The 15,150-nt window shown below is 67.2% G+C and carries 10 protein-coding genes and 1 pseudogene; 8 read left to right on the top strand and 3 right to left on the bottom strand.

Annotated elements, in window-relative coordinates:
• Nucleotides 1-35 precede the first annotated feature (35 nt).
• Complete coding sequence (locus AC0Z2B_RS15010) at nt 36-1,445, bottom strand: sensor histidine kinase (protein WP_476297613.1); 1,410 nt, start codon at nt 1,443-1,445, stop codon at nt 36-38.
• Nucleotides 1,423-2,115: a response regulator transcription factor gene (locus AC0Z2B_RS15015; protein WP_476297615.1), complete on the bottom strand. Its 693-nt coding sequence runs from the start codon at nt 2,113-2,115 to the stop codon at nt 1,423-1,425. Before AC0Z2B_RS15015 ends, AC0Z2B_RS15010 begins: the two co-directional genes overlap by 23 nt.
• Nucleotides 2,116-2,256: 141 nt before the next feature.
• On the opposite strand from AC0Z2B_RS15015, the gene AC0Z2B_RS15020 reads away from it, so the two are divergent.
• The 7 genes and pseudogenes from AC0Z2B_RS15020 (at nt 2,257) to AC0Z2B_RS15050 (ending at nt 11,588) form a co-directional block, all read left to right on the top strand.
• Nucleotides 2,257-2,928, top strand: a complete 672-nt coding sequence (locus AC0Z2B_RS15020; protein WP_476297617.1) for a response regulator transcription factor — start codon at nt 2,257-2,259, stop codon at nt 2,926-2,928.
• Between the two features lie 231 nt (nt 2,929-3,159).
• Entirely contained in the window at nt 3,160-4,560 is a 1,401-nt protein-coding gene (locus AC0Z2B_RS15025; protein WP_476297619.1) for an efflux transporter outer membrane subunit, read from the top strand.
• Nucleotides 4,557-5,732, top strand: coding sequence for an efflux RND transporter periplasmic adaptor subunit (locus AC0Z2B_RS15030; protein ID WP_416425484.1), 1,176 nt, complete (start codon nt 4,557-4,559; stop codon nt 5,730-5,732). Before AC0Z2B_RS15025 ends, AC0Z2B_RS15030 begins: the two co-directional genes overlap by 4 nt.
• The gene (locus tag AC0Z2B_RS15035; protein ID WP_476297621.1) at nt 5,729-8,809 is read left to right on the top strand and encodes an efflux RND transporter permease subunit; all 3,081 of its coding nucleotides are present in this window, start codon (nt 5,729-5,731) and stop codon (nt 8,807-8,809) included. The genes AC0Z2B_RS15030 and AC0Z2B_RS15035 overlap by 4 nt, the downstream gene beginning before the upstream one ends.
• Nucleotides 8,810-8,832: 23 nt before the next feature.
• A pseudogene (locus AC0Z2B_RS15040) lies at nt 8,833-9,657 on the top strand (sensor histidine kinase); the annotation flags it as partial.
• Nucleotides 9,658-9,837: 180 nt separating this feature from the next.
• The gene (locus tag AC0Z2B_RS15045) at nt 9,838-10,545 is read left to right on the top strand and encodes a response regulator transcription factor (protein ID WP_416425482.1); all 708 of its coding nucleotides are present in this window, start codon (nt 9,838-9,840) and stop codon (nt 10,543-10,545) included.
• Between the two features lie 167 nt (nt 10,546-10,712).
• Nucleotides 10,713-11,588, top strand: a complete 876-nt coding sequence (locus tag AC0Z2B_RS15050; protein WP_416425481.1) for a Kdo hydroxylase KdoO — start codon at nt 10,713-10,715, stop codon at nt 11,586-11,588.
• A 102-nt stretch (nt 11,589-11,690) separates the two neighbouring features.
• Here the strand turns inward: AC0Z2B_RS15050 and AC0Z2B_RS15055 are convergent, their stop codons facing one another.
• The gene (locus tag AC0Z2B_RS15055; RefSeq protein ID WP_476297623.1) at nt 11,691-13,220 is read right to left on the bottom strand and encodes an ArnT family glycosyltransferase; all 1,530 of its coding nucleotides are present in this window, start codon (nt 13,218-13,220) and stop codon (nt 11,691-11,693) included.
• Nucleotides 13,221-13,445: 225 nt separating this feature from the next.
• On the opposite strand from AC0Z2B_RS15055, the gene AC0Z2B_RS15060 reads away from it, so the two are divergent.
• Entirely contained in the window at nt 13,446-14,864 is a 1,419-nt protein-coding gene (locus AC0Z2B_RS15060; protein ID WP_476297625.1) for an ArnT family glycosyltransferase, read from the top strand.
• The last annotated feature ends 286 nt before the right edge of the window (nt 14,865-15,150 follow it).

The raw sequence follows: 15,150 nt of genomic DNA on the forward strand, positions 1-15,150 counted from the left end.
CGTTGTGAAATTATCGAAAATTCGTGAACAGCCTCTCACTGCCTACCTATACCGGAGCTGTCAGCCCGCGCAAATGCCGACAGATGGAGCGGCTTGCCAGCCAGTTCGATGACGCACCCCGGCGCCCCGTCGCGCACCTGCAGGTGCAGGTCGTGCAGGCGGGCCACGGCGGCCACCATGCTCAGGCCCAGGCCGTTGCCCACCGTGTGGCGGCTGCTTTCGGAGCGGTACAGGCGGCGGAACACCGCTTCGCGCTCGGCTTCGGGAATGCCCGGGCCGGTATCGCTGACCTGTAACCCCACGCTGTCGCTACTCTGGGACAGCGCCACCACCACACGAGCGCCGTCGGGGGAGAACTTGATGGCGTTGTCCAGCAGGTTGCAGGTGGCGTCGAACAATAGTTGCGCATCGCCGGCAAGCATGGCCGGGCTGTCGCTTTCCAGCAGGGTGAGCTCGATGCCACGCTCCTCGGCCAGGGGCTCGAAGAATTCCACGGCGTCGGCGCCGATGCGGTTCAGGTCCACCGGGGCGAAGTGGCTGCGGCGGGCGCTGTCCTCGATCTCGGAAATACGCAGCAGGGCGCGGAAGGTCATCAGCAGGCCCTTGGCCTCGCCCAGGGCCGAATCGATGGTCTGCGCGTACTCTTCTTCGCGCAGGCCGCGCCGCTGGGCGCGTTCCAGGCCGGCGATCAGGCGGGTGAGCGGGGTACGCAGGTCATGGGCGATGTCGTCGCACACGCCTTTCACCTCGCTCATCAGCCGTTCCAGCTCGTCGAGCATGCCGTTGACCACCCGCGCGATACGGTCGATGTCGTCGTGGCTGCCGCGCACCGGCAGGCGCTGGCTGAGGTCACCCTCGACGATACCGCGGATGGCGTTGCCCAGGGCGTTCAACCGCAGGCGCGTGGAGTTGCCCAGCCAGATCGCGCCCAGCAGGCCCACCACCAGCAGTAGTACGCCGCCGGAGATCAGGGCGTTGACCAGCAGTTCGTCGAATTCATGGATGTCGTGCACGTCCTGGGCCACCAGCAGCTGCGTGCCGTCTTCCAGGCGGTGGACAATGAAGCGGATCGGCCGGTGGTGCCCGTTGGCTTTCAGCCAGCGAAACTCCTGGGGTTTGTCGTAGCCGTTGATGGCCGGCAGGCGATGAATGGCGCCGGCCAGGTAATGGCCGTTGGCGTCGAACAGCGCGTGGGGCAGGCGGCCGTCGGCGTCCTGTTGGGCGTGCTTGCGGATTTCCGCCAGGCGCAGGTCCGGTGCCTGCTGGCTGCGGTTGTCCACCTGGCGGTAGAGATTGGCGTCGGCCTCGGCCTTCAGATACACCGCCGTCTGCCAGTACAGATAGCCGAACAGCGCCAGGAACGAACAGCCAAACAGCGCCAGGAACAGCACGCCGATGCGGAAACCGCTGGTGCGGGGGATCTCACTCAGGCGCACGGAGGACATAGCCGGCTCCCCGAATGGTTTGCAGCATGGGCGCTTCGCCGTCGGCGTCGATCTTGCGGCGCAGGCGGCCGATGTGCACTTCGATGACGTTGGTGCGCTCGTCGTAGCTGTAGTTCCACACCGCCTCGAACAGCATGGTGCGGGTCACCACCTCGCCGGCATGGCGGGCCAGGTGCTCCAGCAGGGCGTATTCGCGCGGCAGCAGGTCCACCTCGCGCTGGCCCCGGTGCACGCTGCGGCGCAGCAGGTCGATAGTGAGTTCGCCCACCTGCAGGCGGTTGGTCTGCTCGTTGGCCACCGGCGCGCCGCCACGGCGCAGCAGGGCGTCCAGGCGTGCGGTCAGCTCGATGAATTCGAACGGCTTGGTCAGGTAGTCATCGCCACCGGCGCGCAGGCCGCGCACGCGTTCATCCAGCGCGCCCAAGGCACTGAGGATCAGCACCGGGGTGGCCACGCCGGCGCTGCGCAGGGCGGTTAGCACGCCCAGGCCGTCGGTGCTGCCGGGCAGCATGCGGTCCAGCACGATCAGGTCGAACGGGTTGCTCAGGGCCTGGACGATGCCCTGGCGGCCATCGCTGGCCAGGGTCACGGTGTAGCCATGGTCATGCAGCGCCGCTTCTATTTCGCGTGCGGTGGTGGGATCGTCTTCGACGACCAGTACGTGGGTCATGGGCAGTGTCGCTCCGGCAGGCAATGGGCGAGGGCAGGGACAACACAGGGCCCCGGCTGGCATAGTGTGCGCATGCTTGGGCAAACGGCAGGTCGCCGCCAGCTAAATTTTAGTTTAGGTAACGATTGAGGAGGTCCGGCAGTGCGCATACTGGTGATCGAGGACGATGCCACCGCCGCCGGCTACCTGGTGCGCGGCCTGGCCGAGAGCGGCCACGTGGCCGACAGCGCCGACAACGGCCGCGACGGCCTGGAAATGGCCCTGGAGGGTATCTACGACGCGCTGATCGTCGACCGCAAGCTGCCGCAGCTCGATGGCCTGGAACTGGTGCGCCAGCTACGCGCCGAAGGCCTGCAACTGCCGGTGCTGATGCTCAGCGCCCTGGCCTCCACCGAGCAGCGCGTGGAAGGCCTGCGCGCCGGCTGCGACGACTACCTGGTCAAGCCCTACGCCTTCGTCGAAGTGGTGGCGCGCCTGCACGCGCTGCTGCGCACCGCCGGGCAGGCGCCGGGCAGCGGCGAGCACCTGAAGGTCGGCGAGCTTGAACTTGACTGCGCGGCCCGCACCGCGCGCCGCCAGGGCCGGGAAATACGCCTGCAGTACCGTGAGTCGCTGCTGCTGGCCAAGCTGATGCGCCACAGCGGCGAGATCGTCACCCGCGACATGCTGCTGGAAAGCGCCTGGGATTATGCCTTCGACCCCAACGACAACGTGATCGACAAGCATATCTATCGGTTGCGCCGGAAATTGGACGAGGGCTTCGACACCTCGTTGATCCGCACCGTGATGGGTGCGGGGTATGTGCTCGAATAACCCGCATACCGCGCGAAGCGGACGCCGCCTGGCGGCAGCTGCTACGGGGATATGCAGACGCCGCCTGGCGGCAGCTGCTACGAGGACTTGTAGCAGCGGCCGCAGGCCGCGTCCCAGGCACGCGTTCTTAAACAAAAGTTTATTTCCAGACGAACGCCCTGCCAGCCCCCTCCCTATACCGTCGCAACCATTCGTGGACCCCCCGTCCACCCAAGGCTCGACGGAGTACCCATGCCCGCTGCTGCACCTTCTTTCTTCCGCTTGTGGCCCCTGTGCCTGGCCGTGCTGCTGGGCGGCTGTTCGCTGGTGCCGGCCTACCACACGCCCAGCGCGCCGGTCGACGGCCCCTGGACTGCCGCGCAACCGCTGTCTGCCGCGCCGGCAGCCGGGCGCGCGTGGTGGCAGGAGTTCCATAGCCCCGAGCTGGACGCCCTGGTGGCTCGCGGCCTGACGGGCAATTACACCCTGGAGGCGGCCCGGCAGCGCATCGAGCAGGCCCGTGCCAGCGCCCAGGTCGCCGGCGCGCTGCAATACCCGCAGCTGTCCCTGGACGGCAATTTCCAGCGCGAGAACAACTATGGCACCACCGCCAAGCGCAGCGTGGGCCTGGGCGCCAGTTATGAAGTGGACTTCTGGGGCAAGCAGCGCGCCACCGCTGACTCGGCCAGCGCCCTGGCCGACGCCAGCGCCTTCGACGCCCAGACCCTGCGCATGACCCTGGGCGCCAACATCGCCAACAGCTACTTCCAGGTGCTGTCCCTGGACGAGCGTCTGAAGCTGGCCCAGTCGATTGCCGATGACGCCCAGCAGGTGCTCGACCTGGTGCAGGTGCAGGCCAGCCAGGGCGCGGTCTCGAACCTGGAAGTGGCCCAGCAGCGCAACGCCCTGCAGACCTTCCAGGCCGCCATGCCGCCGCTGCGCCAGCAGCGCGACCAGGCGCTGTACCAATTGGCCGTGCTGGTGGGCGCCGCGCCCCAGGGCTTCACCCTTGAGGCCAGCGGGCTGCAGGGCATCGCCCTGCCCACGGCCAACGCCGGCATGCCGGTGAGCCTGCTGCGCCAGCGGCCCGACATCCAGGCCGCCGAGGCACGCCTGCGCTCGGCCAATTTCGACGTGGGCGTGGCCCGCGCGGCGTTCTTCCCCAACCTGTCGCTGAACCTGTTGGGTGGTATCGACACCCTGGCCGGCGGGCAGATCTGGAGCGCCATCGGCACCCTCAGCCAGCCGCTGTTCCAGGGCGGCCAGCTCAAGGGCCAGCTGACCCTGGACAAGGCCCACGTCAAGGAACTGGTGGCCACCTACCGCGAGACGGTGATCGAAGGCCTGCAGGACGTGCAGACCCAGCTCAGCGCCAGCCGCGAGCTGGACAAGAGCGCCGCCCTCAACCAGGCCGCCGTGGACTCCGCCCGCGAGGCCGCGCGCCTGGCCCAGGTGCGCTACCGCCTGGGCTCCACCGATTTCCAGACGCTGCTGATCGTCGAACGCACCCAATACCAGGCCGAAGACACCCTGCTGCAAGTGCGCCTGCAACACTTGCAGGCCGCCGTCGGGCTGTTCCGCGCCCTGGGCGGTGACTTCGGCACGGCCCCCACTCTTGCCTCCAACCCTGTTACCAAGGACGCCCAGCCATGAGCCTCTCGTCTTCCCCCCGTCGCCTGCGCCTGGCAGCCCTGGCCGTCGCCGTGATGGCCGTTGCCGGCGTTGGCCGCTACAGCTGGCTCGACCACGCCCAGGCCGCCGCCGCGCCCAAGGCTGCCGCCGCCGTGCCGGTGCACGTGTCCCAGGCCAGCCAGATGGACGTGCCGGTGTGGCTGTCGGCCATCGGCAACGTGCAGCCGCTCAACAGCGTCAACGTGCGGGTGCGCGCCGATGGCGAGCTGACCCAGGTGCTGTTCAACGAAGGCCAGATGGTGCAGGCCGGCAGCCTGCTGGCGCAGATCGACCCGCGCACCTACCAGGCCCAGGTCGCCCAGGCCCAGGCCCAGGTGGCCAAGGACCAGGCGCAGCTGGCCAACCTGCGGGTCAACCTGCAGCGCGCCAGCAACCTGGCCGCCGCCAAGGCCGGGCCGACCCAGGACGTCGACACCTACAAGGCGCAACTGGCCGCGCAACAGGCCACCGTGCAGGCCGACCAGGCCGCCCTCGACAACGCGCGCCTGCAGCTGGGCTTCACCGAGGTGCGCGCGCCGTTCACCGGGCGCACCGGCCAGCGCCTGCTGGACGTCGGCTCCATCGTGCACGGTGCCGAGGCCACGGGCCTGGTCACCCTGACGCAGATGGACCCAATCTCGGTGGCCTTCGCCGTGTCCCAGGACGAGCTGGCGCAGATCCTCGAGCAGAACGCCAGGCAGCCACTGCAAGTGGTTGCCATGAGCCGCGACGGCAGCCATGAGATCGCCCGCGGCCAGCTGACCTTCATCGACAGCCAGGTGGCCACCGCCAGCGGCCAGGTGCAGCTCAAGGCGCAATTCGACAATGGCAAGCGCCAGCTGTGGCCGGGCGAGCTGGTCAGCGCACGCTTGCTGATCAACACCCAGCGCGCCGCCACCGTGGTGCCGGCCAGCGCTGTGCAGCTGGGGCGCGACGGCGACTACGTGTACGTGGTCAACGCCCAGCAACAGGTGGAGCCGCGCCAGGTCAAGGCGTCGAGCATTGTCGTGGATGGCAAGCAGTGGATTCGCGAAGGGCTTGCGCCTGGCGAAAGCGTGGTCACCGTCGGCCAGTCGCGGGTTGCCCCCGGGGTGAAGGTCGCGGCCATCAATGAACAGGCCGTGGCCGCCAACGCCAGCCAGGTGCAACCATGAACGCCCTGGCCAGCCTGATCCCACGTCGCGTGGGCCTGAGCATGCTCGCCATCGGCGTGATGCTGCTGGGCGTGTTCGCCTACTTCAAGCTGCCGGTGGCGGCGTTGCCGACCGTGGACTTCCCCACCATCCAGGTTACCGCGCTGCTGTCGGGTGCCAACGCCGAGACCATGGCCAGCTCCGTGGCAACGCCCCTGGAACGGGCCTTTGCCGCCGTGCCCCAGGTCACCTCCATGACCTCGGCCAGCGCCGCCGGCAAGACCCAGATCGTCCTGCAGTTCGACCTGTCGCGCAACATCGACGGCGCTGCCCAGGACGTGCAGACCGCCATCAACGCCGCGGCCTCCAACCTGCCCAAGACCATGACCAGCCAGCCGACCTTCAACAAGGTCAACCCGGCCGAGGCCACGGTGCTATCCATCGCCCTGACCTCGCCGGTGCGCACGCTGCCGGAGCTCAACCAGTTCGTCGACAACTACATGGCCCAGCAGCTGTCGCAGATGCCGGGCGTGGGCATGATCGACTTCCACGGCCAGCAGAAGCCGGCCATGCGCATCCGCATCGACCCGGACCGCCTGGCGGCCCGTGGCCTGACCCTGGAGGATGTGCGCAGCATTATCGGCATCAGCACCCTCGACCAGCCCAAGGGCAACCTCGACGGCACCAGCCGCACCATCACCCTGGGCGCCACCGACCAGCTGCTGGACGCGGCCCACTACCGCGACCAGGTGGTGGCGTACAAGAGCGGCGTGCCGATCAAGGTCAGCGACATTGGCGACGTGGTCGCCGGCGCCGAGGACACCGAGCAGTCGGCGGCCCTGGACGGCCAGCCGACGGTGATCGCCGATATCCACAAGCAGCCCGGCTACAACGTGCTGGCCACCATCGACAACATCAAGGCGCGGCTGCCGTCGTTGATGGCGCAGCTGCCGGCCGACGTGCAGGTGCACATCGTCGGCGACCGCACCCAGACCATCAGCGCCTCCATCGACGACGTGCAGTTCACCCTGCTGCTGTCCATCGCCCTGGTCGTGGTGGTGATCTTCCTGTTCCTGCGCAAGGCCACGGCCACGCTGATCCCGGCCATGACCATCCCGCTGTCGCTGGTGGCCACTTTCGCGGTGATGTACGTGCTGGGCTACAGCCTCGACAACCTGTCGATCATGGGCCTGGCCATCGCCGTGGGCTTTGTGGTGGACGACGCCATCGTGGTGATGGAAAACATCGTGCGCCACCTGGAGATGGGCAAGTCGCGCCTGCAGGCGGCGGTGGAGGGCCTGCGCGAGGTGGGCTTCACCATCGTTTCCATGACCGTGTCGCTGATCGCGGTGTTCCTGCCCATCCTGCTGATGAGCGGCATCGTCGGCCGGCTGATGCGCGAGTTTGCCGTGACCGTCAGCGTCGCCATCGTCATGTCGTGCATCGTTTCGCTGACCATCACGCCGATGCTCTGCGCCTGGCTGCTCAAGCCCCACGCCGAGGACGAGCCCGAGGGCCGCTTCGCCAGCGCCTGCGAGCGTGCGTTCATGGCGGTGCAGAACGGCTACCAGCGCAGCCTTGACTGGGTACTGGGCCACCAGCGCCTGACCCTGGCGGTGGCCATCGCCACGGTGGCGGTCACCGGCGTGCTCTACGCCAACATTCCCAAGGGTTTCTTCCCGCAGCAGGACACCGGCCTGATCACTGCGGTGGCCGAGGCGGCGCCGGACATCTCGCCGCTGGCTATGCGCGCCCAGGTGGGCAAACTGGCCGATATCGTTGGCCAGGACCCGGCCGTGGACAAGGTGTACTTCTGGGTTGGCCCCAACCCCACCATCAGCCAGGCGAAAATGATGGTGGCGCTGAAGCCGTTCGCCCAGCGCAGCGCCAGCGCCAGCCAGGTCATCGCCCGCCTGCAGGCGCCGCTGGCCCAGGTGCCGGGCATCAAGCTGTTCATGCAGCCCAACCAGGACATCGTCATCGGTGGCCGCGCGGCCAAGACCCAGTACCAGTACACCCTGCAAGACCCCAACACGGCGGAGCTCAACCACTGGGCCGACGTGCTGCTCAAGCGCCTGCAGGGCCTGCCGCAGCTGCAACACGTGACCTCGGACCAGCAGAGCGGCATTCCCCAGGCCACCCTCGACATCGACCGCGACTCGGCCTCGCGCCTGGGCGTGTCGGTGCAGGCCATCGACGACGTGCTGTACGACGCCTTCGGCCAGCGCCAGGTGGCGACCATGTTCACCCAGCTGGACCAGAACCACGTGATCCTGGAACTGGACCCGGCCTGGCAGGTGTCGCTCACCACCCTGGAGCACCTGTACGTGCGCTCCACCAGCGGCGCCATGGTGCCGCTGAACATGCTCACCCACCTCAAGCGCGAACTGGTGCCGATCGCCATCAACCACCAGGGCATCTTCCCGGCCATTACCCTGTCGTTCGACCTGGCGCCGGGCATGGCACTGAGCGATGCGGTCAACGCCATCAACCAGACCACCCAGGCGGCGGGCCTGCCCGACAGCGTGCAGGGCAGCTTCCAGGGCACCGCCCAGGCGTTCCAGGACTCGCTGAAGTCGCAGCCGTGGCTGATCCTGGCGGCGATCATCACGGTGTACATCGTGCTGGGTGTGCTGTATGAGAACGCCATTCACCCGCTGACCATTATCTCGACCCTGCCGTCGGCCGGTTTCGGCGCGCTGGTGGCGCTGATGCTGGGCGGGCTGGACCTGTCGGTGCTGGGCATGATCGGCATCATCCTGCTGATCGGCATCGTCAAGAAGAACGCGATTATGATCGTCGACTTCACCCTGCAGGCCCAGGCCGAGGGGCGCACGCCCCAGGAGGCAGTGCGTGAGGCCTGCCTGCTGCGCCTGCGCCCCATCTTGATGACCTCGCTGGCGGCGCTGCTGGGCGCCATCCCCCTGGCGTTCGGCCACGGCCCTGGTTCCGAGCTGCGCCAGCCCTTGGGCGTGGCGATTGTCGGCGGCCTGCTGGTGTCCCAGGTGCTGACCCTGTATACCACCCCCGTGGTCTATCTTTGGTTCGAGCGCCTGCGTACCCGCAAGGCGGCGCGCCGGGAAGCAGTGGCCGCGTGACGGAGGACACAGGGCAGAAGAACATGGAATTTCGACACAGCCTCACCCAACGGATTGTCATCGTTTTCGCCATCATGACCACGGTGGTGGCCGGCGCGTTCGCCATCGGCATCGTCGCTACCGTGCACGTGGTCGAGAAGCGCCTGGTCACCACCAGCCTGGGCGGCACCCTGCAGCGTATCCTGTTGATGGACGACATGGCCGCCTGGCGGCCCAAGCCCGAGCGTGACGAGCGCTTCTACGCCCAGGAGGGCCATGGCGAGCTGGCCCTGCCAACAGACCTGCAAGGCCTGCGGCCAGGCTTCAGCGAGCTGGTGCGCGACGGCAGGGCCTGGTACGTGATGGTGCAGGAGGTGAACGGCCGCAAGTACGTGCTGCTACGCGACCAGCAGGGCTTTGACCAGCGCGAGCAGGTGCTGTTCGCGGTGGTCATCATCGGCTTCGTGCTTAGCTTGGCCGCGGCGCTGTTGCTGGGCCGCGCCCTGGCGCGCCGGGTGATGGTGCCGGTGACGCGCCTGGCCCGGCAGGTGCGCCACCGTGACCAACTGCTGGACCTGGCGCCGCCGCTGGCGCCGGGCTATGCCCTGGACGAGGTGGGTGAGCTGGCGCGTTCCTTCGACCTGACCCTGGGCCGCCTGCGCGTGGCGCTGATGCGCGAAAAACTGTTCACCGGCGACGTCAGCCACGAGCTGCGCACGCCGTTGATGGTGCTGGCCACTTCCAGCGAGCTGCTGCTGGAAAACCCGCGCCTGAGCGCCGAGCAGCGCGAGCAGGTCGCCAGCATCGCCCGTTCCAGCCGCGAGATGCGCGAGCTGGTTGAAAGCCTGCTGGCGCGGGCACGCGCCGAAGGCACCGGGATGAAATCGCTTTGAGCCTTGGCGCGGTCGTGATATTCCGTGGACGACAATGTAACGCGATTTTGACGGTCGTGATGCTATACGCCTTCCTGGATTCTGCGCCGCGCCTGTTTTTGCACACATTGGCAGCCGCGGCGCGCATGGAAAGTACAAAAAGAAGCTGGGGGATGTATGCAAATTCTGGTGGTTGAGGACAATCGCGATATCCTCGATAACGTGACCGAGTACCTGCAGCTGCGCGGCTGCGAGGTAACCCGCGCCGAGGACGGCCTGAGCGGCCTGCACCTGGCGGCCACCCGTTCGTTCGACATGGTGATCCTCGACGTGATGCTGCCGGGCATGACGGGCACCCAGGTGTGCCAGCGGCTGCGCGAAAGCTCGCGGGCCGACACCCCGGTGATCATGCTGACCGCGCGCGACGCCTTGTCCGACCGCCTGGACGGCTTCAAGGCTGGCGCCGACGATTACCTGATCAAGCCGTTCGCGCTGTCGGAGCTGATGGCGCGCATCGAGGCCCTGGTGTGGCGGTTCAAGCGCAAGAGCTCGCGCACCCTCAAGGTCCACGACCTGTCCTACGACCTCGACACCCTGGACATCAGCCGGGGCGGGGTGGCGCTGCGCCTCAACCCGACTAACCTGAAGATGCTCGAACTGCTGATGCGCCGCAGCCCGGCGGTGGTCACCCGGCGCGAGCTGGAAGAAACCGTGTGGGGCGAATACACCCCCAACAGCGACAGCCTGCGCAGCAACCTGCACCTGCTGCGGCGCATGGTCGACAAGCCGTTCGGCGTACCGCTGGTGCACACCATTCATGGCATCGGCTACCAGATGGTTTATAAAGGGGTGGAACCGATTGCCGAGGATGACGCCGACGCTTGAGCGCGGCGGATTGTCCCGGCGTGCACGTTTCACCGAAATTTTCACGTTGGAAGTTGTCGGCTGAGCTATAACTGGAAATATTTTGTAAATATTCCACCAATGCTCGCTTACCGCAGGAAGCGGGCACACATGCATGTGCTGTACATGGATCTACGTAGGCGAACCATATGACTGAAGTTGTCAGCTTGCCCCTCACTGCCTGGAACACCGATATTGACGCAGAGGTTCAAGCCCGCGGTATCGCAGCCCTGGAGGCCGGCAACGTCCTGGCTTTCCCGGGCCTGCGCTTTGAAGTCGGTGAACACGAACGCGACCTGCTGACCCCACGGGTGGACGGCAAGAGCAAGAACATCAGCCTGTCGCCCAAGGGCGACGCGCTCAAGGGCGTGGAAGGCGACGAAGCCCGGGCCCGGCAGATGCAGGCCATGGTCGGGCGCTACGCAGACTATGCCGAAAACCTCGCGCGAACCCTGCTCAAGCCCTACGCCGGCGCCTTGCAGCGCGCCCGTACCAGCTTCCGTCCCGAAGAGATTGCCGGGCGCCAGAGCTCCTGGCGCAAGGACGACACGCGCCTGCACGTGGACAATTTCCCGTCCTCGCCCACCCGTGGCAACCGTATCCTGCGTGTGTTCGCCAACATCAACCCGGCGGGCGAGCCGCGCTGCTGGCGCCTGGGCGAGCCGTTCGAGCAACTGGCCGACCGCTACGCCAAGGCGCTGCCCAAGCCGGTGTGGGGTTCGGCCGCGGTGCTCAACGCCCTGGGCATCACCAAGGCGCCGCGCAGCGCCTACGACCACTATATGTTGCACCTGCACGACCGCATGAAGGCGGACCTTTCCTACCAGCAGAGTGCCCCGCAAAGCGTCTGGGACTTCCCGGCGGGCACCACCTGGATGGTCTTCACCGACCAGGTCTCCCACGCCGCCACTCGCGGCGCCTGCGCCCTGGAGCAGACCTTCCTGTTGCCGGTGGACGCCATGCAATCGGTCGAACGCGCGCCGCTGCGCGTGCTCGAACGGCTGATGGCGCGCAAGCTAGCGTAACCCCTAGCCACGAAACCCCCGTAGCAGCTGCCGAAGGCTGCGTCCTGGCATGCTACGGTGCCTGGACGCGGCCTTGCGGCCGCTGGTACAGGTGGCCTGCGTTCACGGTTTTGGAATGAACGCCACACTCTGGTTGGCGTGGGCGCGGAACAGGCGGGCGCCGTTGTCCGGCTGGGTCAGCACCAGGTCATGGTCCTCGGCCAGGTAGCGCAGCGGCAGGTCCTTGAGGGTCGGGTACTGGGCGAAGACGATGGTGCGCGCAGGGTCCCAGGGCGTGCCCGTGCGGCGCGCCAGCCAGGCCATGAAGTCGGCGCTGGTGCCCTCGCGTGGGTAGTCCTCGTTTTCGCCGATGTAGGTGAACGGCCCCGCGTGGTTCTGTACGTACAGGGGCAGCTTGTTGTCGACTTCCAACATCACCAGGTGCCACTGGTTCCACGGCGCCTGCTCGCTGGCACGAGCCTCCACGTCCTGGCCAAAACGGATGATGCCGCCGTTGCTGTTGGTCCAGGGGTAGGCCACGCCTACGACCAGGATCATCAGCACCGCGGCGATACCGATGCCACGCTGCCACCGGCGCGCGCTGGCCGGGCGGTTGGCCAGGTAGCCGCTCAGCCAGGCGGCGCCCAGCAGTTGGGCGAACGGCACCAGCGGCAGCACGTAGTAGCTGCGACGGCTGCCGCAGGCGGTGAAGAACGCGAACATCAGTCCCAGCCCCAGCACCAGCCAGCGCGTGTTGGCGTCCGTGCTGCGCCAGTGCCGCACGGCCAGCCACAGGCCGATCAGCCAGCAGGGCGCCCAAGGCAGGGTGTAAACCGGCAGGTACAGGAAGTAGGTGTAGATCGGGCCGAAATTGTCGAACGGCTTGAAGAACCGCACGATGTTCTCGCGTACCACCAGGCCCAGCCCGCTCTGGCCGTAGGTGGGCTGGCCGTACAGGTGCGACAGGGCGAAGGGAATCATGTAGACAGCGCCGGCCACCACCAGCGCCGCCAGCAGCCGCAGGTTCAGGTGGCGCTTCCAGCGCCCCTCGCCAAGCAGGTGCGGCAGCAGCATCAGACCCGGCAGGATGAAGCCGATCAGGCCCTTGAGCAGCGACGTCAGCGCCAGTATCAGGAAGAAGGCCGCGTAGCGGGTAAAACGCGTGTCCAGCGGGTCGCGCCAGTACCACCAGACCGCCGCCAGTACGCCGAACACGGTCAGTACATCGGCGGTGGCCACCCGTGACCACACCAGGAAATAAAAGGTGGTCGCCAGCAGCCACCCGGCGATCAGCCCGGTGCCCTTGCGAAACAACCGTTCACCCAGCAGGTACACCAGCCAGACGCTCAGCCAGGCGGCAAGCACCGACGGCAGGCGCAGGGACCAGTGATCCAGGCCGCCCATCAAGCCGGCGGTGGCGGTGATCAGCCAATAGGACGGCAGCGGCTTGTCATAGTAGGCGCTGCCCTTGAGGTAGGGGTCGAAGTAGTCGCCGCTCTGCAGCATCTGCAGGGCGATGTTTGCCCAGCGGGTCTCGGCGCCCCATAACTCGCGCTGGCCCAGGCCCAGCAGCAGGGCGATGGCGGAAACGGCGAGCAGCAGGACCAGGGCGCCGCGCTCGGAGCGAAAGTATCGGTACAAGGTTTCAGTCATGTTCAGCCACGTAGGATCGAAGACCCGGAGGTCCATCCACCGGGCCGCTCAAACCTAGTGCACTGACCGTTGCGTTTGTGTGACCACGATGAGAAAAAACCGTTGATGGCACTACGGTCATCATCGACATGAAATGCTGCTGCGCAGGCCTTGCTTTCACCTGCTTTTGACCCTTGCCCCCGCACACTGCAGCAATCCCATCGCTCACCGCTGGATGACCCGTACATGACGTCGAAACGCCCCTTTGTATTGTTGCTCTTGATTACTGGCCTGCTGTTCTTCGTTGCCCTGGGCAACCATCAGTTGCAAGGTTCCACCGAGCCTCGGGTGGGTGGCATCGCCATGGAAATGCACCTGCAAGGCGACTGGGTAACGCCGCGCCTCAACGGCGAACCGTTCCTGGAAAAACCGCCCTTGAGCCTGTGGCTCGACAGCGCCGCCATGAGCCTGTTCGGCCCCAGCGCATGGTCGGTGCGCCTGGCGTCGGCGCTTGCCGGCTTGTGCAGCGTGCTGCTGCTGTACGGGTTCCTGCGGCGTAATGACCGGCCGGTGGCAGTCGCTGTCACGGCCGGGCTGATGCTCGCCACCACCGCCAGCTTCTGGGGCAACGTGCGCCAGGTAGGCGAGGACTCGCTGCTGACCCTGGGCGTCAGCCTGGCGCTGCTGGCGTTCTACCAGGCCAGCCAGCGGCGCAGCCTGGGCAGCGCGCTGCTGTTCAGCGCCGGTATTGCCATTGCCACCCTGAGCAAGGGCGTGTTGGGCCTGGCCCTGCCGGGCGTGGTCATCTTTGCCTGGCTGCTGGCCGAGACCGTGCAGCACCGGCGCCTGGCGCTGGGGCGCTGGCTATGGCCGGCGGCGCTGACCCTGGTGGGCCTGCTGCCGTTGCTGGTGTGGCTGGGCTTCCTCTACCAGCAGGGCGGCGGCCAGGCACTCAAGGAGCTGCTGTGGGCCAACAGCGTCGGGCGCTTCAGCGGCTCGTTCAGCGAGGCCGGGCACTTCGAACCCTTCTATTACTACCTGGGCAAGTTGCCCGAAGCCTTCCTGCCGTGGAACCTGCTGGTGTACCTGGGCCTGTGGCATTTCCGCAAACAATGGCGCGTGCAGCCGCACCTGATGTTCTGCAGCCTGTGGCTGCTGGCGCAGTTCGTGCTGCTGACCCTGGCCTCGAGCAAGCGCATGGTCTACCTGATGTCCCTGGCGCCGGCCGCCGCGGTTATCGCCGCGGAATACGCGCGGGTGCTGCTCGCCTGGCGCTCGGCCGCCCATTGGCAGCGTGCGGCCGCAGGGGTGATGGGGCTGGTGGTGGTGGCCTACCTGGGCGTGGCGATCTGGGTGTTGCCGCGCGCCGACCGTGCCGAGTCCTTCGTGCCCCTGGCCGAGCAGATCCGCGACTACCAGGCGCAAGGCCGCCACGTGGCGTTGGCCACGCCCAGCGAGCGGTTGGCAGGGGCAGGGGTGTTCTACAGCCGCAGCCTGTTGCCGGCGCTGGCCAGCGAGCAGGCGATGACCCAGTTCCTGGCGCAGGCGCCGGGCAACGTGGCGGTAATGGAGCGCGAGGCAGCGCCGGAGGCGGGGGTGGAGGTGTTGCGCAAGGTGGTGGTGGGGGACCGGGCCTATTACTTCCTGGCCCAGCCCGCCTTGTAGCAAGGACGCGGCCTTTGGCCGCTGCTACGCAGATCGCTTCGCCTGCATCGCGGCCAAGGCCGGCTCCTACCACGCACGGCGTAGGAGCCGACTTTAGTCGCGATGCAGGCGACGCCGTTTCAAGGCAGTCGCTGCTATCGGTTTACACCCACTTCTGGTGCGGGATCGGCAGGCTGCAGGATTCGCCGCGGCCAATCGGGAAGTAGGTGATTTGGCCGCTGCTACGCAGATCGCGTCGCCTGCATCGCGGCCAAGGCCGGCTCCTACCACGCACGGCGTAGGAGCC

Source organism: Pseudomonas sp. GYB4201, assembly GCF_056312595.1.